Source organism: Arthrobacter sp. GQ119 (assembly GCF_059759125.1).
In genome coordinates this window covers 16,934-38,073 of sequence record NZ_JCAXEA010000004.1, presented here as the reverse complement: position 1 = coordinate 38,073, position 21,140 = coordinate 16,934, and the positions used below count along the sequence as shown (strand labels likewise).

General features: G+C 63.0%; 12 protein-coding genes and 2 pseudogenes. 11 read left to right on the top strand and 3 right to left on the bottom strand.

Annotated features, from left to right (window positions below; all coding sequences use genetic code 11):
* Window positions 1-300: 300 nt before the first annotated feature.
* Together AC6CH3_RS05025 and AC6CH3_RS05020 are read right to left on the bottom strand one after the other, a co-directional pair.
* Window positions 301-888: a DUF305 domain-containing protein gene (locus AC6CH3_RS05025; RefSeq protein ID WP_498131533.1), complete on the bottom strand. Its 588-nt coding sequence runs from the start codon at window positions 886-888 to the stop codon at window positions 301-303.
* Window positions 889-1,131: 243 nt separating this feature from the next.
* Complete coding sequence (locus tag AC6CH3_RS05020; RefSeq protein WP_498131395.1) at window positions 1,132-1,554, bottom strand: four-helix bundle copper-binding protein; 423 nt, start codon at window positions 1,552-1,554, stop codon at window positions 1,132-1,134.
* Between the two features lie 453 nt (window positions 1,555-2,007).
* Here AC6CH3_RS05020 and AC6CH3_RS05015 point away from each other — a divergent pair.
* Window positions 2,008-2,217 (top strand): annotated as a pseudogene (locus tag AC6CH3_RS05015) (IS110 family transposase); the annotation flags it as partial.
* 1,231 nt (window positions 2,218-3,448) lie between these two features.
* Here AC6CH3_RS05015 and AC6CH3_RS05010 read toward each other — a convergent pair.
* Window positions 3,449-6,148: a cation-translocating P-type ATPase gene (locus AC6CH3_RS05010; RefSeq protein WP_498131394.1), complete on the bottom strand. Its 2,700-nt coding sequence runs from the start codon at window positions 6,146-6,148 to the stop codon at window positions 3,449-3,451.
* Between the two features lie 150 nt (window positions 6,149-6,298).
* Between AC6CH3_RS05010 and AC6CH3_RS05005 the strand changes: the two genes are divergently transcribed.
* The 10 genes and pseudogenes from AC6CH3_RS05005 to AC6CH3_RS04960 all read left to right on the top strand — a co-directional run bounded on the left by AC6CH3_RS05005 (window position 6,299) and on the right by AC6CH3_RS04960 (window position 20,732).
* On the top strand, window positions 6,299-8,734 hold the full coding sequence (locus AC6CH3_RS05005; protein ID WP_498131532.1) for a phosphoketolase family protein: 2,436 nt from the start codon (window positions 6,299-6,301) through the stop codon (window positions 8,732-8,734).
* A 369-nt stretch (window positions 8,735-9,103) separates the two neighbouring features.
* Window positions 9,104-9,349 carry a hypothetical protein gene (locus AC6CH3_RS05000; RefSeq protein ID WP_498131393.1) on the top strand — a complete coding sequence of 82 codons (246 nt, stop codon included), beginning with the start codon at window positions 9,104-9,106 and terminating at the stop codon, window positions 9,347-9,349.
* Window positions 9,337-9,621: pseudogene (locus AC6CH3_RS04995) on the top strand (recombinase family protein); the annotation flags it as partial. The gene AC6CH3_RS05000 and the pseudogene AC6CH3_RS04995, both read left to right, overlap by 13 nt.
* An 892-nt stretch (window positions 9,622-10,513) precedes the next feature.
* Window positions 10,514-11,083 carry a hypothetical protein gene (locus AC6CH3_RS04990; RefSeq protein WP_498131392.1) on the top strand — a complete coding sequence of 190 codons (570 nt, stop codon included), beginning with the start codon at window positions 10,514-10,516 and terminating at the stop codon, window positions 11,081-11,083.
* Between the two features lie 1,884 nt (window positions 11,084-12,967).
* A complete protein-coding gene (locus AC6CH3_RS04985; protein ID WP_498131391.1) occupies window positions 12,968-13,930 on the top strand; it encodes a 1-phosphofructokinase family hexose kinase in 963 nt (320 codons plus the stop codon).
* A 108-nt stretch (window positions 13,931-14,038) separates the two neighbouring features.
* Window positions 14,039-15,043 carry a 2-hydroxyacid dehydrogenase gene (locus AC6CH3_RS04980; RefSeq protein ID WP_498131390.1) on the top strand — a complete coding sequence of 335 codons (1,005 nt, stop codon included), beginning with the start codon at window positions 14,039-14,041 and terminating at the stop codon, window positions 15,041-15,043.
* Between the two features lie 11 nt (window positions 15,044-15,054).
* Window positions 15,055-16,572 (top strand): L-lactate permease, encoded by a 1,518-nt coding sequence (locus AC6CH3_RS04975; RefSeq protein WP_498131389.1) that lies wholly within the window; start codon window positions 15,055-15,057, stop codon window positions 16,570-16,572.
* A 108-nt stretch (window positions 16,573-16,680) separates the two neighbouring features.
* Window positions 16,681-17,604 carry a universal stress protein gene (locus AC6CH3_RS04970; RefSeq protein WP_498131388.1) on the top strand — a complete coding sequence of 308 codons (924 nt, stop codon included), beginning with the start codon at window positions 16,681-16,683 and terminating at the stop codon, window positions 17,602-17,604.
* A gap of 241 nt (window positions 17,605-17,845) precedes the next feature.
* Window positions 17,846-20,362, top strand: coding sequence for a cation-translocating P-type ATPase (locus AC6CH3_RS04965; protein ID WP_498131387.1), 2,517 nt, complete (start codon window positions 17,846-17,848; stop codon window positions 20,360-20,362).
* 37 nt (window positions 20,363-20,399) lie between these two features.
* Complete coding sequence (locus AC6CH3_RS04960; protein ID WP_498131386.1) at window positions 20,400-20,732, top strand: hypothetical protein; 333 nt, start codon at window positions 20,400-20,402, stop codon at window positions 20,730-20,732.
* Window positions 20,733-21,140: the final 408 nt, after the last annotated feature.

Here is a 21,140-nt window from a genome sequence, read left to right as displayed (position 1 = left end):
CTAGAAGCAGCACTTGGAGGCCAAAGCTCTTTCGATGCCGTGAGACGTCTCGTATCCAGGGTTTCGACGCGGCGTGCCGGTGGTTCATACGGGCCTGTGGTCAAGAGCGCCGCGAGCATCTCCAAGGGGATGCAGCGCCCGCTGAGGTGGTGTGCCAGCGGACACGGAAGCATTCGAAGTCGGCTGCACCTACCGTGCTTCTGTCCAAAGTTGACTGCATGAAACTGGCATCAAGGCTGGGCTTTAGGGGAAGGGCTTCTCCGCGCATGAATGGGCTTGGCGTTGGGAGAAGGATTCCACTCATTCCCCGGGGCACTTGCGGTCTGCGGGCTCCTCGAAATCGCGGACCGCCCGGGCCTCGGCCTCCTGGGACGTTGCTGCTACCCCGTTCTGCTCAATATCCGCGATCAACCACTCCATCTCGGAAATCTCCCGGCGCTGGGCCTCGCTGATTTCAACCGCAAGTTCACACACCCGGACATCAGACAGTTCGGAGCGCTCGGACCGTGTGATAGCCAGGGAATGGTGCGGGATCATTCCACTCATGAACGCGCTGTCCTGCACTGTGGTCTGGCTGCGGTCCAGGAAAGCCCCACCGCCGAGCAGCAGGAGGCTGACCACCACGGCCACGTTCGCCTTTGTGTTCCGGTACATGTTCAGCATCCAGGCGAGCATTATCAGGCCCATGGTCCCGCCCATCGTGAGCGCCATGAACATGCGGCTCTCGCTCCAGCGCACGTGGCTCCACTCGTAGGAACCGACGAACATGAGAGCGTACATCACAACCACGGCGGTCAGGATCATCGCCGCCCAGCGCAGGTACATCATCCGACTGCGGTTGGAGTGGTGCTCACCGTGGCCGTGCCCTTTTTCCTGGTTCTTTCCCATGTTCGACACGGAACTCCTCCGCTCTCTATTCGGCTCGGCGTAACAGAAACAAGTGAAGCCTACCGATGGGGCCGATGGGCTTCCGGATTCGACAGTAATCCCACCTCGCCGTCTGGATCCTCAAAAATCAAGGAGTCGACACGCAGTAGATTCCTTCGCCCATTGCCCCGGAACGACGATTGGTTGGGCAGGACGATCCGGAGCGCCTCCGCCGGTGCCTGAGGAGGGCGTCCATGGTTGTTTTTACTCGGAGGCTCCGCGTCCGAGGGATCCGAGGAGTTCGTTGCAGGCGTTTTCGCAGCGGCGGCAGGCTTCGGCGCAGACCCGGCAATGCTCGTGCATACCGGCGTGCTGTTCGCATTCATCGGCGCACGCTTTGCATGCAACCGCGCAGGCTTCCAGGACAGCCTTGGTGATGTTGGCGTCGTAGCCGGTGTGGCGGGACAGGATGTTGCCGGTGGCGGCGCAGATATCCGCGCAGTCCAGGTTGGTGCGGATGCACTTGGTGAGCTCGGCGACCATGTCTTCGCTCAGGCAGGCATCGGCGCAGGCGGTACAGGTCTGTGCGCATTCAAAACACGCCGCGATGCAATCGGCCAGCTTTTGCCGGTCAATGCCGCCGAGGTCTTTCGGATAGGTCTCCAGCATGGCTGTGATGTGGCTCATCGTTCTGCTCCTGATCCATGGACGAAAGGGGAGCTGGCAGGTCGCCGACCCCATAAACACAGTAGCCTTATCATTCAGGGTCTTACCATCCCGCCCGGAACGCTACTGGCAGATTTCGGGTTCACGGGGAGTGTCTCGCCAGGGGTGTTCCAGTTCTAAGCGGCCTAGGAGCGTTGCCGCGCATGAGGTGTGAAAATGGGGGCCTGGTTGACTTTCCCGGCTCTGGTTTTCCTGCGGGCGTTGGGTGCATGATGGCCGTGTCTATCGCGGATGACGCCGGATTTCCTTGGCGCCGAGGTTGAGCTCGCTTCTAAGCGTGGTGTGAAGGACTCCCACGGGAACCGTGGATTGTTGCTTCGAGCACGAGTGCTAGATTCCTGAATATTTCCCTGTCCTTCCCGCGGTAGGCATTCCGCTGAATATCGGGAAGGGGCAGAGCAATGGACATTGTGCATGGGCGCTGGCATGGATATTTCCAAGCACAACGCGAAGGTGTGCGTGCGGGTCCCGGGAAGCCAACGGGGCCGGTTCACCTCGACGGTCACCACCTGGGGCTCAACCACAAATCAGATCCTCCAATTACGCTCTTTCCTAGAGGAGCAGCAGGTCACTACGGTGGTGATGGAAGCGACCAGTGACTACTGGAAGCCGTTCTACTACCTGCCTTTGAGGCGGTTTTCGTACTGCGGCGAGAACGGCCAAATGCACTGTTACCCGTAGGTCTTTGCCGGTTACCGCTACGCGTGGCTGGCTTGCGTAAATCTCTGTCTGCGCTAGCGGCCACAATCGTCTCTATGCAAATTAGAATCGCCAACGGCTGGCCTCTTGAGCCCATTAGCAGGGCAATGGACAACAATGCCGCCCTCGACAACCTTCCTTGCTTGCACAGTAAGGTGCGGCCTGCTGGCGGGGCAAGGCGAGGGTATAAGTGAGCGTCATAGCGGAAATTGGTGCAGGATCTTGGCCTGACTGGGTGGCCGCGGTAGGAACAAGCCTTGCATTCGCGGTAGCAGCACAGTCATATCGGCATAGCATTTTGTTCTGAAGGGAATCGCGAGCTCGTCTGGTGTACGCCAGGATCAATCACATTGAGTATCACCCAGTAGGAGCCGTTCTGGAGCCGCCGCCGAACGGCTCCAAGGTTGGCAACGGCAGCTTCGCAGTGTCGTTGGTGCCCCAACCAGCCGGGGGACCTCGCAACGGTCGCCGACCAGCCACTGTTTCAGGCGACATTAAAAATCCGCAACGGCAGTACAGAACTGATCGGCCCAGTGAAGCTCAGCTTCTTAATGTTGGTTTGGGCAAGATTCTTGAGGAATCATCCATCTTGTACTTGTCGGTTGAACCACATCCGATTTTCTGGTGACGTTCACCGTGGCGAACCCTCATTACCCAGGCGATCCTTCTGTTGGCGTTACCCTTCTGTTCCGCGCTAGTGGCCGCTGGTGGCGGCGACACCTGACCAACCCCATTGAAGCAGTACACGATGATCCTGAGAACACCGGATACACCCGCGCGGAAATGGCAGGATTTGCCGCAAACGCGAGGGCGATGGGACTGGAACCCACACGAGAGCCGCCTATTCCATGGAAAGCCCGATGGAATCGACTGAAGCGAAAGCTTCGAGGCAAGTCGCCCATTCCCTGGCGACCCTGGCACCGATCGTTCCGCGACCGACAATTCAGTTAGGTGTTCAGGCCTAGGACGGGAAGTGCTGACGATAGGCGGCGGCGGACCACAATTTCCAGGGCAGCATGGCCTGCGGGTGCGGGACCGAGAGCTTCATCGCGCACGAGGCCCAGCTCCAAACATGGCTGGTTGGTCGAATCACATCAGCCAAGCAGCGGCAGCTGCGCCTTGGTTGACGAAACACGGTGCATGATTGTGGCACCGCTCATGCAGTTGTCGTCGTGGCGTCGCGGCGGTGGGACCACCGACGGACGGCTTTTTCGAGTTCGACGATGACGAGCACCGTCGACCCGATGCCGAAGCACGCCGCCCACTGTGCCCAGTCCAGCGGGGTGAGGGTGAGCAGCTCCGCCGAGACAGGCCAGCTCATGGCCCCCCAATGGAGGAGCAGCGCACCCAGGGATGTGAACAGCAGGGCCTTGTTGTCGAGCGGGTTCATGGTGAGGGATGACCGGTACTGTGCTCGGGCGCTTTGCACCTGAAAGAAGTTGAGCAGCACGAAGGCGGTGAGGGCGAAGGTTCGCGCCTCGACCTCCGGCATGCCGCTCTCCAAGCTCCACCAGAAGGTGAGCGTGATGAGACCGGCCATCCACGCGCCGGTGATAATGGTTCGATACCAGAGGGTTCGTGAGAGCAGACCTTCGGAACGTGCCCGCGGGGGGCGCTTCAGTTCGTTTCCCTCCGCGGGTTCGAGAGCCAGCGCGATGTCTTGCACGCCGTTCGTCACGACATTGATCCAGAGCATCTGCACCGGCAGGAACAGCAGCGGTTGGTCGATCACGACGTTGATTGACATCGCGATGAGCGCGGCAGCTCCCGTGGAGAGCAGGAAGAACAGTGCTTTGCGGATGGCGGCGAAGGTGACGCGGCCCTGCTCGACCGCGTGGACGATGGTGACGAAGTTATCGTCGGTAAGGACCAGGTCCGCCGATTCCCGGGCGACATCGGTTCCCGAGCGCCCCATGGCGATGCCGATCGACGCGGCTTTGAGGGCGGGAGCGTCGTTCACCCCGTCGCCGGTTACCGCCACCACATGGTCACGGTCCTGGAGCAGCTTCACGATTCTCAGTTTGTCCTGTGGTGCCACGCGCGCCGCCACGCTGGTTGCATCGAGGCGGGCACTCAGCGCCTCGTCATCGAGTTCGGCCATCTCGGCCCCGGTGAGGGCCTGGACATTGGTGGGCAGTCCGAGGCGGGCGGCGATGGACATGGCAGTCAGTGGCTGGTCGCCGGTGATCATTTTCACGTCGATCCCGGCGTCCTGACAGGACCGGATGGCTGATGCGACGCCGGGTCGCGGTGGGTCGGACATCCCCTCGAGCCCGAGGAAGGTCAGTCCTTCCGGAGCCGGCAGGTGCAAGTCGAATTTCTCGTAGGGTGCGATCTCCCGGAAAGCTGTCGCGATGACGCGCAGGCCGTCGGACGCCATCTGCGCGTTCGCCTCGAGCACGAGACCGGTGTCGAGCGGAACGGGTCCCTGCGGTGATGCCAGGAACCGGGACATCCCCAGAAGTGCATCGGTGGACCCTTTGACGTAAAGGGAGCGCCGCCCGTCTGCGTCCCTGCGCACCGTTTGGGAATACCGCAGGTCCGGTTCGTACGGGGTGTGTGCTTCCGGTGCGGCCGCGAACTCATCGTCGCTCACCGCGCGGCTCATCAGGGCGATCCGCGCCATCGCGATGTCCACGGTGTCGCCAGTGAACTCGAAGCTATCTGGAACACGGGTTGCTTCGTTGGTGAACGCACCGGCGCGGAGAACCGCGTGCGCGGTCAGCAACGAGTTGCTGGTCTCGCTCTCCCCCAGCTCCTCCGTGTCGATGCCGGCAATATCGAGGGTGCCCTCCGGGGTCCAGATCCGTTCAACGGTTAACTGGTTCTGGGTCAGGGTTCCGGTTTTGTCCGATGCGATGACGGTTGTCGAGCCGAGCGTTTCGACGGAGGGCAGGGTGCGGATGATCGCGTTCCGTTTGGCCATCCGTGACACGCCGATGCCCATGGCGACGGTGAGGACGATAGGAAGGGATTCTGGGATGGAGGCGACCGCCAGGGCGACAGCGGTGCGGAACATGTGGGAAAGGTCGTTGCCCATCACGACGCCGGCAACGAAGACGAACGTCACCGCTCCCAGCACGATCAGGCCGATTCGACGCTCCAGCGTGTGGGCGAGCATCTGCAGCGGACCCTTGCCGGCCGGTCCTTGCACGAGCGCGTTGATCTCACCGAGCTCGGTCCTAGCTCCCGTGGAGGTGACGACTGCTCTTCCCCGGCCGCTCGTGACGAATGTTCCGCTGAACGCCATGTTGGTCCGGTCACCCGACGCGGCGTCTATGGGTAACGGCTCCGCTCTCTTGGTGACCGCGGCGGACTCTCCGGTGAGCATCGATTCATCCACCCGCAAGGCGTTGGTGTCGATCAGGCGCATGTCGGCGGGTACCCGTTCACCGCTCTCCACGAGCACCAGGTCACCCGGAACTACCTCCGGGGCGGGAAGCACCAGTTCCGTTCCGTCCCGCACAACGCGGCAGCTGTCGATCGACAGCGATTGTAGGGCGCGCACATCCGCTTCTGCCTTTCGCTCCTGCCAGAAGCCGATGGCGGCATTGATGCAGAGGATGAAAAAGATGGCGATGGCATCGACGTAGTGCTGCTGAATGGCGGAGATCGCTGCGGCAACAAGGAGGATCCCAATCACCGGACCGAAAAATTGCCGCAGGAGCACGCGCCACCAGGGTGCAACGCTCACAAACCCCAGTTGGTTCGGGCCGAACTCCTCGAGCCGCTGCGCCGCCTGCGCCTCGCCCAGACCGCCCGTCGAGGTCGAGAGCTCGCTCAGAACATCCTCGACGTCGAGGGAATACCATGGGGGTGATTTCCGGCCCGGGCCGGTCGAGGTCGTTGGTGGCATCGTTCCAGCCTAACCGCCCTGTCACGGCCTCCCCGCTTGAGCCTGGCAACGGGATCACCTAGGCTGACCACATCCGCCACCGTAAACCGATACTGGAGCCGCATGCCGAATCCTTACTGGAAAGCCGCGGGGGCTGCGACCGTCTCCGACATGGAACTTGAAACCGTCTCCGACATGGAACTTGAAACGCTCAACATGTGGTGGCGGGCGGCCAACTACCTGTCGGTGGGACAGATCTACCTTCTGAACAATCCGCTCCTTCGCGAACCGTTGAGCCGCGACCATGTCAAGCCGCGCTTGCTGGGGCATTGGGGAACGACGCCAGGACTGAACTTCATCTACGCGCATCTCAACCGGGTGATCCAGCAGCGCAGTCTCAGCACGATCTTCGTCGCCGGTCCCGGCCACGGCGGCCCCGGCGTGGTGGCGAACGCCTTCCTCGACGGCACGTACAGCGAGATCTACTCCGCGATCGAGCAGAACGAGGAGGGGCTCCGGAAGCTGTTCCGCCAGTTCTCCTTCCCGGGGGGCATTCCCAGCCATGCTTCTCCGGAGACCCCCGGATCGATCCATGAGGGCGGGGAGCTCGGCTATGCACTTAGTCACGCCTACGGCGCGGCCTTCGACAACCCCGACCTGTTGGTCGCGGCGGTCGTCGGCGATGGAGAGGCGGAGACGGGGCCGCTGGCGACGAGCTGGCACTCGAACAAGTTTATCAACCCGCTCCAGGATGGCGTCGTCCTGCCGATTTTGCATCTGAACGGATACAAGATCGCGAACCCTACGTTGCTCGCCCGGATCCCCGAGACGGAGCTGCTCGATCTCATGCGCGGTTACGGGCACACCCCCTACGTCGTCTCCGGAGGATTCGACGGCGAGGATCCGCTGCGCGTCCACGCCCGGATGGCCGAAACCCTCGACCGCGTGCTCAACCACATCGCCGAGATCAAAACGAGCGCAGCCGCCGGCACCCTCATCGACCGCCCAGCCTGGCCGATGATCATCCTCCGCACGCCCAAGGGGTGGACATGCCCGCCCGAGATTGACGGAAAGCCGGCGGAAGACCACTGGCGCTCCCATCAGGTGCCGTTGGCCGACGCCCGGGACACGCCCGAGCACACCTCCGTCCTGGAGCACTGGCTCCAGTCCTACCGGCCTGAGGAACTGTTCGACGCGACGGGCGCGCCCCTGGCCCGCATCACGGGCCTCGCACCGGCAGGCGACCTTCGCATGAGCGCGAACCCGCATGCTAACGGTGGCGTCCTCCGCGCTGATCTGAACCTTCCCGACTTCCGGGACTACGCCGTCGACGTCCCCACTCCCGGGGCCACGGTCGGAGAGGCCACGCGTCAGCTCGGCGTGTGGCTGGCCGACGTGATCCGCAGAAACCCTACTAACTTCCGCATCTTCGGGCCCGATGAGACGGCATCCAATCGGCTGGCGCCGCCCGTCTACGAGGCGACTGACAAGCAGTGGAACGCCGAGTTCCTTCCCGGCGACGACCATCTCGCGCGCGCCGGCCGGGTCATGGAAATGCTCAGCGAACACCAGTGTCAGGGCTGGCTGGAAGGCTACGTGCTGACCGGGCGGCACGGCGTGTTCACCTCCTACGAGGCGTTCATCCACATCGTCGACTCCATGTTCAACCAGCACGCGAAATGGCTCAACATCACCCGGAACATCCCGTGGCGAAAGTCCATCCCCTCACTGAATTACCTACTGTCCTCACATGTGTGGCGGCAGGACCACAATGGCCTCTCCCACCAGGACCCCGGCTTCATCGACCACGTGATGAACAAAAAGGCGGATGTCGTACGGGTCTATCTGCCGTTTGACACCAACACCTTGTTGAGCACATACGATCACTGTCTGCGCAGTGTCGATTACATCAACGTCGTTGTCGCTGGGAAGCAGCCGGCACCCAACTGGCTCACCATGGACCAAGCGGTCGAGCACTGCGCGCGCGGCCTCGGCCTGCTGGAGTGGGCTGGTACCGAACAAGCGGGCGAAGAACCGGACGTCGTGCTCGCCGCCGCCGGCGAAGTGCCGACGCTGGAGGTGCTCGCGGCAGCATCCATCCTGCGGGAGCGCGTGCCATCGTTACGCGTCCGTGTGGTCAACGTGGTGGATCTGATGCGCTTACAAAGCGAGGGAGAACACCCGCACGGACTCAGCGATCGCGAATACGACGCTGTCTTCACGCCGAACCGGCCCGTGATTTTTGCATACCATGGCTACCCGTGGCTCATCCACCGCCTTACCTACCGGCGCGCCGGTCACCAGAACCTCCACGTTCGCGGCTACAAGGAAGAGGGCACCACCACCACCCCGTTCGACATGGTGATGCTCAACGACCTGGACCGTTACCACCTGGTTATGGACGTCGTCGATCGGGTTCCGGGGCTCGCGTCCAGGCATGCGGCGCTCCGACAGGACATGCAGGATGCGCGTCTTCGGGCCCGCCAGTACACCCGCGATCACGGACAGGACATCCCCGAGGTGGTCGAGTGGACATGGTTGACCGAAACGGACAAGGCCAACTTTGGTGGAAGTGGTGCCGCTACAACCGGCGGTGACAACGAATAACCCGGCAATGTGACAGTGACACCGCTTGGCCTCTACCGGGGCAGCCCAACGGGGCTCTGTGACGCTGTGCGCCGGTAGCGCTGAATCCATCAACGTCCATCATCGAAGGTTGCCCCGCAAAGCGCTCACCGGACATACACGCAGATCCCGGCTCGGCCACGCCAGGGCTCCCGGGCTGAAAAGTCATCCGGAGAACATCAAGGGGGGAGTTGGCAATGAACCAGTTGCGCCAGGTACTGGCGGGCACATATTTTTCGGCCGGAGCGGCACATGCGGCCAAGCGCGCCGCCCTCGTCTCCCAGGAGACCGGGGCAGCACTTGAACTGTTCCATGCAACGAACCACTCCGGCCTAGACAAGTTACGCGGCCTTGTTGCGGATCCCCGTTGACCTGGAACAGCAAGTTCTGGACGCAGAGCGCGAACAACTAATCCGGTTGGGCCGGAAGCTGAGCGAAATGCACGGCATCGTTGCCGGGGTTGATGTCGGTTTCGGCTACACATCCTTACAAATCGAGGCACGCTCGGTAGCATTGTCCGCTGACCTGGTGGTCCTTGGGGCGCACGGAACGAGTGTCCTGCCCCGCCCGGTCGTTGGTTCGACAGTGGCCGGCTGATGCTGAACATGCTCGCCACCCTCGCCGAGTATGAGCGCAAGCTGATCATCGAGCGGGTCAACGCCGGCATCACCGCCGCAAGGCAGAACGGAACCCGCTTCTGACGGCCGGTGTCCGACGCGGCCGTCATCGCTGACAAGCTGGCGATCGCCCAGGACGCCCACGCGAAGGGCCGTACAGCCGAAGACGCTGCCCGGATGGTGGACTGGAGCCGCGCAACGCTCTATCGCCACCAGCAGGCCCTCGCTGCACGCCAGAGCAGCACCCTGTAGGTGCTCCTAAGCGGCGGGTAACGGGGGGAGAGCAGCCCACCGTCGGTACATAATCCTGTTCCACGAACCTGCAGTTGCTCAGCGGCTGATATCAAGCTGGTCGGAGCAAGGCTCCCTAGAAGCTCCCTGGGGCAGAGAAGATCCCCAAAGTGGGCATCGTTGAGCGGCATTGGGCTTCCCGTCCGGAACCTGTTTATCTCGGATCCCGGACGTCTCCGCACCTTCTTCTGCCATCTCATCCGTAGCGGGTGATCGGACCGAGTTGTCGCTCGAACAGCTCGGGAAAGAAAGCCCCATGGGAAGGAACCACCTCCAAAGTCAACAATTACTGGCGAATTTTGGGGGATGGGTGTCGCAGACCTCCGCGCCGCGTGCCTAGGTAGAGCGGCTGTTCAGGTGGAATTTTCACCACCCATCCCAGGCTTGAGAGCTGGTGCGGACTCTGGCTGTCCTCAGGTTGTGCTCATGCGTCGCGGGGGTGAGGAGTTCACGACTCCAGGCACAGCGGGTCACGAGATCGCGGCCAAACACGTGTCCGTCTACGACGTCGCGAATGCCGTCGGCCTGTACCGGTACTGCGATCCAGGCCTCCGTCCGAAAGCGTGCGGAAGGTCGAGACACCGTGCCGCCTCCTGCTGTCTCGGCACTGAACTTTAACCTGGGCACCAGCGGTGCTGATGTGGTTCCGGGCATGGAACCGGTCAGAGGCATTCCGCACGGGTCAGCGGCTTGTCCGCAAAGCCGGTGTAGAAGGACATCAGGCCGCACGGTCTGCGGCACATTGTCTGCGCTTAGTTCCCCTGTTGCGATAAGCCTTTGAGGTGGGCGTCCCCCCGGTGTCTGGGCTTTGCGTGACAGTAGTGTGGTGTTTCTATTGTCAGAGCTCGTTATTATGAGTTTCTTCTCGTCGCAAGGCTGGCAGTCCTGGGATCTCGAGTACAGGCCGGTGATCCCGGAGGGGATGCCGGTGCTGGTCGATGACGACTTGCTGTTCGAGGACGGTCCGGCTGCACCGCGGCCCGCGACAGTGGTGAACCGATGGAAGGCCGGGTTGAGCCGGTATGCCGAGCACCGGGCGGCCGGACCGGTGAAGGGCAGGTTCGCGACGACGTGGGGCCAGCACATGAACATCCTGTCGCTGTTCTACCGGTGGGCGATCGATGAGGAGTATGCGTCCGCCGAGCCGTTCACCTACCGGTCGGCGCTGGCGCTGTTCGCCAGCATCGGACGGAAGGTGAAGGTGAACCTGGCGGTGCGTCCGCTGGCGAGGTCGGTGCGTCGGCCAGGCCGGGGGAGGCGGTGCGAGGATCCATTCCAGCTCAGCCAGACCAGATTCAGCGCGACGTTCCGGAGCCGGCGGCTCCATCGCGGTTCCGGAGAATCGCCAACACATGAGCATGTGGTGGCGATGGCGATATTGGCGTGCTGGCACGGATCTGAAGCTCGCTTTGCGCTCGTTTAGGAGCACATCAGCAGACCGATACACACTCCTCCGGGAGCAGGCAAGACGATGCACGATCGATGAGGCGGCGAATTTCGCCCGATCGCGACGACGCCGCGCCGGTGACCATTTCGAGCCTGCCCACTTGGACTCCCGAGCGACAACATTTCGGGAGACAATCGGCGGCGCACCGTTGACGGCGGCCTCCGCCGGACACGGGTAATCGTGACCGAGCTCAAGCCAACGTTCCACGCGAGGACCATCCATGCGCCGATTACTCGTCCGTCAGACGGACCCTGGTTGGTCGAGCGAGCACAATGCGACCTGGGCCCATCCGACCCACCTCATTCTTGAACGTTCGTCAATCAAGCTCCTCTCACATGGTCTCTCGCAAGGTCGCTATCGTCCTCCGGTCAAGCTCGGCACAGTCGACTTGATCGCCGTGCCAGGAGCCTATTGGATGCCGAGAACCGTGCCTGAACAGGGGAAACACCGGCCTGAAACGACCCATATCCTCTTGTAACATTCACCGGCAAGAAAATCTGGAACTTTATATGGGTCAAAATCGGGGCAAATTCGCGCATTCCCGCAGGTCAAGGGCATTTCTCCTACCCGCCTCCGGCTAATAGTTTGTGGCCACCAATGTTCAATTTGAGGTATTCGATGCGCCGATGAGACTTCAATCGGCCGCGTACCTTTGCTGACCGGGCAAAATGCGGGGTAGAAGGGCCTTGGCAGCAGAACTGGCTCTCCTTGCAAAGAGCGAACTCTCTGACGAGGAATTCAATGCCGTCAAGCTAGGCACCCTTGGAGACTGATATCCAGCGGTTGCTTCGTCAGTCGAGTAGCGACTTCAGGGGGCGACTTCGGCCAGGAATTTGCCTATCGTGCCCCGCAGCGAGGGAAAAGGAAGGCCCACCGATGGGGGACCGGCGGGCCTTGAGCACGCCACGCTACAGCGGTTTGCTTAGAACATCGACTGGACGAAGGAGCAGAGAATGCCAGATGAATCCCATGGCCTTCCACCGTTTAGTTGTCCGTGATGGACTGCAGCAGCCACTTGCTCCGACAAGGGGTCGCGGCGCAACTCGAATGTCCGCAACGCCGCCATGGGGAGGCATATTGGGCATGTAGGAGGATGTGGAGGCGACGTTTCCGAATTCAAGGTTCTACGGGACGCCCGAAGGCACCTGACCTGCGGTTATACGTTCTGGATAGCGTCTCTGAAGCTGGAAAAGCGGATTCACCTTTGCGGAGTAATGAAAATTTGGGTATCACTGCCGATCCGTCCACCACCGCACGAACGGCGCCTCGTCCAGGCTGTCGGTTCCAAGTGGTCTACGACCCGCACGTCCAGGTGAGGTCGCATCACGCCAGCTATGCTGCGCGCGCCTATAACTGCAGCGAATGCACGTGCTCGGTTGGATGCGCTGCACCAGGTAGGACGTGTCCGGATGTCGCGTGACCAGTGCCCGTCGGCGTGGCGGTGCCGTGTTTCATCCCGGCGGCGCTCATTGATTCTTCCCTGGGGTAGCAGACGTGGTCCGGGACCGACTCGCCCCGGCAGTGGTAAATGCAGTCCCGTACTCATCGGAGATTTGTTCCACCGAGGTCATTGACGGGTCGAAACTCACGGTCGCGGTCTGGGCGGTCGGTTTCTCCTCGACGGCGACAAAGCTCACCCGTCCCGATACATCATCGCTGTTTCCTCCCGGTGGAAGTGCCTTTGCGTTCAGTGTCGTCCGGTGCCCACGCGTCAGAGTCTTTCTGTCAATTCGTGGATGTTGAAGTTGTGCGGGCGGGCCCAGCCCCGTTCGCTGTCACGCAGTTGGCAACCGGCAGTTATTCTTCTCGTGTGGGTCGCTGTTGCAGCTTGAAATGGGCATGGTCGCCTATGCTCTGCGCATGGAAGCCTCACAGCCCATGGGCGCCAAGCAGGTCCTCACCCTGACGGTGAACCCGGCACTGGATATTAGTACCTCAACGGAGCAGGTTGTCAGCGTTCATAAGCTGCGGTGTAGTACCAGCCGTGTGGATCCCGGCGGTGGTGGAGTGAATGTGTCCACGGTGGTCCAGCGGCTTGGGGGGCATACCTTGGCGGTGTATACCGCAGGAGGACCAGTTGGCGAGGCTTATCGCCGCCTCATCGAAGCCGAACGCATCCCCAGCCTAGTGGTGCCGATCCAGGGGAGTACCCGGGAAAACTTTACTGTGGATGAGACTTCCACCGGGAAGCAGTTCCGGTTTGTCTTGGAAGGTCCCGAGCTCAGCGAAGGGGAGTGGCGCGCCTGCCTGGATCTTGTTGCCCAGGCCATCCCGGTCGGAGGGTATGTGGTGGCCAGCGGCAGCCTGCCGCCGGGAGCCCCGGAGGATTTTTATGCCCGGGTGGTCCGCCTGACGCGGCAGGGCGGTGCGCGCTGCATCGTGGATACCTCCGGGCCTGCCCTCACCGAGGCCCTTGCCGAGGGTGTTTTCCTGGTCAAACCCAGCAGTCGCGAGCTGGGAGGGTATATCGGGGCAGCGCTCGGCAGTGAACAGAGCCAGGTGGAAGCAGCCTCGGCTCTGGTCGCCGGCGGAGCGGCGGAGTACGTCGCGCTGACGCTTGGTGGGGCAGGTGCTGTGCTTGCCTCGAAGTCCGGGATTGTCCGCCTGCCGGTTCCGTCAGTGAAGGTGGTCAGCACCGTGGGGGCCGGTGACAGTTTCCTTGCGGCATTTGTGCTCCGGCTCGCGCAGGGCCGCTCTGCTGAGAAGGCCTTCAGGGCTGCCGTCGCAGCCGGGAGCGCGGCCGTAATGACGCCGGCCACCGAATTGTGCCACAGGGGCGATGTGGAACACCTGGAGGCTGAACTTTCTGCATTCCTGCCTTGAGTCTGGCGGCACCCGTGGTGTCTGCAGCAACCGGACAAGGTTTGTGTTGGACCGCACACGGGCACGGCCCTAGAGTGTGGGGATCAGTGACTCAAGTGGAGGCAGAACATGCGGGTAGCCGTTTACAGCACCAAGCCTTATGACAGGCAGTTCCTGACCGCGGCAAATCTCACTCACGGGCACGATCTGTCCTTCTTTGAGCCGCGTTTGTCCCATGAGACGATTCCGTTGGCGGCGGGTATCGAAGCGGTCTGCGCCTTTGTCAATGACGATCTGAGTGCCGGGGTGCTTGATGGCCTTGCCCGGCTCGGCGTTAACCGCGTGGCGTTACGCTCCGCAGGCTTCAATCATGTGGATCTGCAGGCGGCGGCGCGGCTCGGGATCTCGGTGACGCGCGTTCCCGGTTACTCCCCGCACGCGGTGGCGGAGCACTGCGTGGCCCTGGTGCTGACGTTGAACCGCAGGATACACAGGGCTTACAACCGGGTCCGGGAAGGTAACTTTGCGCTGACCGGCCTGATGGGTTTCGATCTGTTCGGCAAGACCGTGGGGATCATCGGGACCGGCCGGATCGGAGGCTGTTTCGCACGGATCATGATCGGCTTCGGTTGCCGGGTGATAGCGAGTGATCCATATCCCAGTGATGCGTGCCGGGCGATGGGGGTGGAGTACGTGCCCCTTGAAGTATTGCTGGCGCAGAGCGACATCGTGTCATTGCACCTGCCCCTGACACCGCAGACCTATCACTTCATTGACGCTGAGCGGCTGGCCAGCATGCGCGATGGCGTGATGCTCATCAACACCAGCCGGGGCATGTTGATCGACACTGCCGCTGTAATCAACGCACTCAAGCAGGGGAAGCTGGGTTATCTGGGTTTGGACGTGTACGAGGAGGAGGCGGACCTGTTCTTCGAGGACCTCTCCGACCAGGTCCTGCACGATGACGTCTTTTCGCGGCTGCTCACCTTCCCCAACGTCCTGATCACCGGCCACCAGGCATTTTTCACGCGTGAGGCCATGACCAACATCGCGGCAACGACGATGGATAACCTCACGGCAGCGGAGCACGGCGGGAACCTGAACCAGATTACTGCTGACGAAATCGCACGGTAATCCAGGCCGACGTGCTGGCATTCTTAGCCGTCATACCGGTGCTGCTGGTGCTCGTGCTGATGACTGTTGCCGGCTGGTCAGCCGCCCGGGCGGGGGCGGTGACAGCGACCGTAACCCTGGTCCTGGCTGTAGCAGCGTTCGGATTCGGCGGACCGGCTGACGAATTCACCGTGGTCTCCGGGACGGCCGGCGTGCTGGCGGAAGCTGCTTTCATCGCCCTGACGGTGGCAGGTATCATCGGCCCGGCGCTGGGCATCCATTATCTGCAGCAATGGACCGGGGCTGCGGAGCAGCTGCGCGCAGGTTTGGCCCGCCTTCATCCCGATCCACGGCTGGGTGCGCTGGTGGTGGCCTGGTTTTTTGCCCTGTTCCTCGAAGGTGCTGCCGGTTTCGGCACCCCTGTGGCGTTGGCTGCACCCTTCCTGGTGGCGGCGGGCATGGCCCCCGTTGCTGCCGTAGCAGCGGCCTTAGTGGGCCATGCCGCGGGTGTGTCCTTCGGCGCCATCGGCACACCGGTGTTGGCCCAAACCGCACTTGTTGAGTTTTCCGGGACAGACCTGGCCAGGGCCACCGCTCCGTACCACGCCATCCTCGGCGGGATCCTGACAGCTGCGGTCGTGCTGACCATCGGGCGCGCCGTGAAAGGCAGCCGCCGGCTCTGGACCTGGGGTGTCCTGGCCGCGGTTTCGTTTTTTGTGCCCTACGCCCTGATTGCCAGCTTTGTGGGCCCGGAACTGCCCACCCTCGGCGGTGCCCTGGCCGGCGTGGCCGTCTTCGCCGTCGTGCTTGTCCGACGACGGCGGCAGGAAGCGGGCGCATCCGTTGCCACCTCCGCGGGGCCGGGAGAGCGGCTGGCGCTGTTGCGCGCAGCCACCCCGTACCTGGTCCTGGTAGCACTGGTTCTTGCCACCCGCCTCGTTCCCCCGCTGCGTGAGGCCCTCGAGGGCGTAACGGTCCAGTGGGAGACCGGCACGGGCTTTTCCGGCAGCGTCCGGCCGCTGTTCCACCCGGCGATGTTGCTGACGGTGGCCTTTGCCGCAGGGGCGCTCGGGCAAAGGGCGTCGGGGCGCGACGTCCGGGAGGCTTTCCTGACCGCGACCAGGCAACTCGGCCCGGTGATGGTGGCGCTGATTGCGATGGTCACCATCGCCCGCACCATGTCCCACGCCGGGATGACCGAAGAGCTGGCCTATGCGGCAGCCGGGATCGGGGCAGCGTGGCCACTGGTTGCACCTGCCGTCGGGGCATTCGGGACGTTCGTCACCGGCTCTGCCACCGCCTCCAACGTGCTCTTCACCGAACTGCAGGCCACTACCGCCCAGACTGCCGGTCTTCCGGCGCTGCCACTCCTGGGGGCCCAGGGATTCGGGGCCGCCGTGGGCAATATCGTCTGCCCACACAACATTGTGGCTGCAGTGGCCACGGTGGGCCTCACCGGGCAGGAGGGCAAGGTGCTGCGGGCCACTTTTCCCATAGCTATCCTCTACGTCGCACTCGGAGGCCTTCTGTCGCTTGCCTTCACGTCATGAGACAACCCGCAAACAAATAAGCGGAGCTCACGACCGCCGCACAGTACTCTGAGAGGGAACGCAACCGCTTCAGGAACCCGAACGTGAAATATCAGTCAAGGGGAAATCGTGCAGGAATCCAAAGCGATCGTGGTCGGCTATGACGGCTCGGCCCAAGCGGCCCAGGCCGTCCGTTGGGCGGCCTGGCAGGCAGCCCTGCGGAACTGCCCCCTGCACCTGGTGCATTGCTCACTGTGGCCCCTGCTGACCAATGACCTCGGCCCGGTGCCAGGCGTTGCAGACAGCGGACTGGAACGTTCTGCAGAGATTGTCCTCGATGAGGGTTTGGCACATGCGAAGCATGTCCTGGAGGAGGGCCTGGCCCGGGTGAAGCAGGCCGAAGCAGGGGTGGAAGTCCGGACCAGTCTTGTGTACGGGTGGCCCAGTGTTCATTTGCCTAAGATTGCGGCAGGTGAAGAAATGCTCGTTGTCGGAAGCCGCGGTATCGGTGGGTTTATCGGCCTGCTCGTCGGGTCCGTGAGCATGGAGATGGCGGCTACCGCGGTATGTCCCGTTGCGGTGATCAGATCCGTGAAGCACCCTGACGGGCCCGTTGTTGTCGCCATTGACGGCTCAGGCTCCGCCGCTGCACTCGAAGATGCCTGCACCCTGGCCAGCGTGACTGGAGCGGAGCTCATCGTTGTCCACGTTGAGCATGCCCCGGCTGGGTACAGAATGCTTCGCGATCCTGTGGACGCTTACCCGGCAGCGGAGGCGCTTCTGGACTCAGCTGTCAGTACTGCCCGGGACCTGGCGCCGGGAATCACCGTCCAAAGCCAACTTCTCACCGATGCTTCCATCCCGCGGGCCATCCTGAACGCGTCCCGGGAAGCCCGCATCACAGTGGTGGGGACCAAAGGCCGCGGACTGATCAGAGGCACTATCGGTTCCACCGCCCACGCAGTCCTTCACCATGCGCAAGGTCCAGTGCTCATCTCCCGGCGCGAGGCGACCCACGGGCTTCCGGTCACGGGCGTGGAGGACGGCGGCTAACCTGGCGGTTTCGGCCCAGGCAGCGAACGGGCAGTGCCGTTGCTTGCCGGATTGGCTGTGCCCGGGGAGACTGTGGCTATGGCAGCCCGGTTCACGGCATCCGTTCCAAGCCCAGTGAAGTCTGTGCCGTGGCACGCGTTGAGTTCCGAGGCCGTTTTCGTGGGGCTGTCTTCCGGGCCGGAAGGCCTTAGTTCCGCGGAGGCTGGTCGCGGCGGGGCCTAATCAGTTGAGTGTCGCGGGTGTGACTCCATGGTGGCGTGTACTGCTGCGGCAGTTCATTAGTCCGCTGATTGGCATCCTGCTGGTTGCCGCCGTGGTGACCCTGGTCCAGCAGCACTGGGTGGACGCCACTGCGATTTTCCTCATCCTGTGCATCAATGCCACCTTGGGCTTTTTTCAGGAGCGTAAGGCCGAGGCGGCCGTGCGTGCCCTCCAATCACTGTCCACTCCGTCGTGCCGGGTATTGCGGGATGGTACCGAACAGGTGGTCCCGGGACGTGACGTTGTTCCGGGCGACGTGGTGCTGTTGGAGAGCGGTGGACGGGTGTCGGCGGACCTGCGGCTTTTCGAGGCCAACGGCCTTCAGGTGGATGAGTCGATGCTGACCGGCGAGTCTTTCGCGGCGTCCAAGCACATCGAACCGGTGCCGGAGGATGTTGGCGATGCCGACAAGGCCAACGTGGCGTTCAGCGGGACGTTTGTCGGCAGCGGCCGGGGCAGGGGCATTGTGCTTGGGACCGGCGCCAACACTGCCCTGGGGGAAATCAATGCCCTCGTCCAGGGGCCTTCCAGGAAATCGCCGCTGCAGGTTCTCACCCACAGCCTGGAACGGCGCATCGGCCTGATTGTCCTCGCTGCCATTATTTTCATCTTCATTGCCGGGCTGGTACTCGGCAACGACGTCTCCACGATGTTCCGGACCGCAGTGGGCCTGGCGGTTGCCGCCATTCCCGAATCGCTCCCGATCGTCCTGACGGTCGCGTTAAGCCTGGGCGTGTCCCGGATGGCCCGGCGGAACGCGATAGTGCGCACCCTGCCCGCGGTCGAGACGCTGGGCTCCACCAACGTCATTGGTTCGGACAAGACCGGAACCTTGACCGAGAACCGGCTGACGGTGGAGAGGATCTGGACCACCGCGGGGACCCTGGATATTTCCGCCGGGAATGGTAGCGGCGGCGCAACGGACCCGCCGCTGGTGCGTGCCGTACTGCGCGCCGGTGCGCTGACCAACGAGGCGACGGTCTCCGCCGAGGACGAGGAACTGGAGTATTCCGGTGACGCGGTGGATGCTGCGATGGCGAAGACCGCCGTCGTCCGGGCCGCCATCAGGGAAGCGGAGCGCATCCTCGAACCGCTGACCCATCAACCCTATGAACCGCACCTGCGGTATTCGCAGACCGTTCAGCAGGAGGCCGGCGGGCGTCGGACCCTGTACGTGAAGGGGTCCCCGGAGGCGTTGCTGGCGGCCGCCGCTGATATGGCAGGGCCAGGCGGCATACTGCCGTTGGACGAGGCCCGGGTCCATGCAGCCAATGAGGAGATGGGCCGGGACGGGCTGCGTGTCATTGCCACCGGGTCCCGGATACTGTCCAAGGGCGAGGTGCTTCCGGTGCCGTTGCCTCCTCCGTCCGGCCTGACTTTTCTGGGTATGGAAGGGATGACCGACCCCCCGCGGGCAGGCGTGGCCGCAGCCGTAGAGCGGTGCCGCCGGGCCGGCATCAAAGTCATTATGGTCACAGGCGACCATCCTGTTACGGCGATGGCTATCGCCGGCCGCCTGGGCCTGCCCACCGACAAACCTGCCCTGACCGGAACCGAGATGGCCGGCCTTGAGGACCTTCTGCTCGCCGCCCGCCTCGAACAGGCCAGCGTGGCCGCCAGGGTTTCCCCGGTGGACAAGCTCCGGATAGTGCACGCTCTGCAGGGCGCAGGGAAGGTGGTGGCAGTGACGGGGGACGGCGTCAATGACGCCCCGGCGCTCAAAGCGGCCGCGATCGGCGTGGCGATGGGCAAGTCCGGAACGGACGTAGCCCGCGAAGCCGCCGACATCGTACTGACCGACGACAACTTCGTCACCATCGTGCATGCCGTAGAGGAAGGCCGGGTCACGTTCGCAGCGATCCGCAAGACCACGTTCTTCCTGCTGTCCACCGGGGCCGCCGCGCTGTTGGCCGTGACCTTGAGCGTCTTCGCTGAGACCCCCCTCCTGTTCCTTCCCGTCCAAATGCTGTGGATGAACGTGGTGACCAACGGGGTCCAGGACATCGCCCTGGCCTTCGAACCGGGAGAAGGGGATGAACTCAGCCGCCCGCCGCGCCCGCCGTCCGAAGGCCTGCTCTCGCGCACGCTGTGGTTCCGGGCCGGGATTACGGGCGCATGGATGGCCCTGGCGGTGATCCTGAGCTTCATCGTGGTCCTGCACACCGGATCGTCCGAAATCCATGCACGGACGCTGGCGCTGACCATGTTCGTGATGCTGAGTTTCTTCCAGGTGTTCAGCGCCCGGGCCGAGCACAAATCCCTCTTCCAGCTCAGGCCGCTCGCCAACAAACCGCTGCTCTATACGTCGCTGGCCGCCCTGGCCCTGCACTGGGCCGTAATGAACTGGCCGGTCAGCGCCGCCTTACTGGAGTTGACCCCGCTGACTGTATGGGAGTGGCTCCTGTGTGCGGCTGTGGGCTCCACAGTGCTGATCATCGTTGAGGCCGAGAAAGCTGTCCGGCGCTGGTCCCACCGAAATGATGCGTCCACGACATGATCAGCGTCCAGCACCGCGGCGGAATAAACCAAGGGAGATGGCTCCGCAGTTTGCGGGGTGGGCCGACGGCGATTTCGGAAGCAGCGAGTGGCTTTTGAGCTATGACGGCTACGATCCGGAGGTCGAAGGGCTGCGCGGGGCTCTCCGCGCGGTGGGCAATGGCTACCGGACCATCAGGGGGCCGCGCCGGAACCCGGCGCCGTCCATTACCCGAGAACCTGCCCAACTGGCGTTATACAAGCGGATGCGGACTGAGTGGGCAGGGCATACTATCGAGGACGAGCACATAGTCGAGACTCGTGATTGGCTGCCGCTGTGGTTCAAAGTAGCCGATGGCACTTGGTTCTGTCCGGACCCTGCCGGATCCTGAGCTATCGGAAGGAGCCGGATTTGAGGAGAGGCGTGCTGACGCGCGTAATTCGCTTCAGCGACGACGCAGGGAGAAATCACCAAGGTCACCTCACTGCGATTCATTCCCCATTCCGCCCCGCACATCGCGTCCCCCGCGCCTGAGGAGTACTCCCGCGGTTGTTTTTACTCGGGAGACTCCGCGTCTGAGGGATCCGAGGAGTTCGTTACAAACGGTTTCGCATCCATCGGCGCACGCTTCGCACGCAACCGGCGCAGGCCTCCAGGACGGCTTTGGTGATGTTGGCGTCGTAGCCGGTGTGGAGGACATCGAGCGTGATCATCAGGCAGATAGCACTCCCGGAACATGATTTCATCCGGGGCAAAACAGAGGCGGCCAGCACAATCCATCCCCCCACTCCACGGAATA

Coding starts and splice junctions, on each gene's coding strand:
- AC6CH3_RS05025 (WP_498131533.1), bottom strand. CDS start 888: ATGGGAAAGAACCAGGAAAAAGGGCACGGCCACGGTGAGCACCACTCC.
- AC6CH3_RS05005 (WP_498131532.1), top strand. CDS start 6,299: ATGGAACTTGAAACCGTCTCCGACATGGAACTTGAAACGCTCAACATG.
- AC6CH3_RS04960 (WP_498131386.1), top strand. CDS start 20,400: ATGGCTCCGCAGTTTGCGGGGTGGGCCGACGGCGATTTCGGAAGCAGC.
- AC6CH3_RS05010 (WP_498131394.1), bottom strand. CDS start 6,148: ATGCCACCAACGACCTCGACCGGCCCGGGCCGGAAATCACCCCCATGG.
- AC6CH3_RS05020 (WP_498131395.1), bottom strand. CDS start 1,554: ATGAGCCACATCACAGCCATGCTGGAGACCTATCCGAAAGACCTCGGC.
- AC6CH3_RS04985 (WP_498131391.1), top strand. CDS start 12,968: ATGGAAGCCTCACAGCCCATGGGCGCCAAGCAGGTCCTCACCCTGACG.
- AC6CH3_RS04990 (WP_498131392.1), top strand. CDS start 10,514: ATGAGTTTCTTCTCGTCGCAAGGCTGGCAGTCCTGGGATCTCGAGTAC.
- AC6CH3_RS04980 (WP_498131390.1), top strand. CDS start 14,039: ATGCGGGTAGCCGTTTACAGCACCAAGCCTTATGACAGGCAGTTCCTG.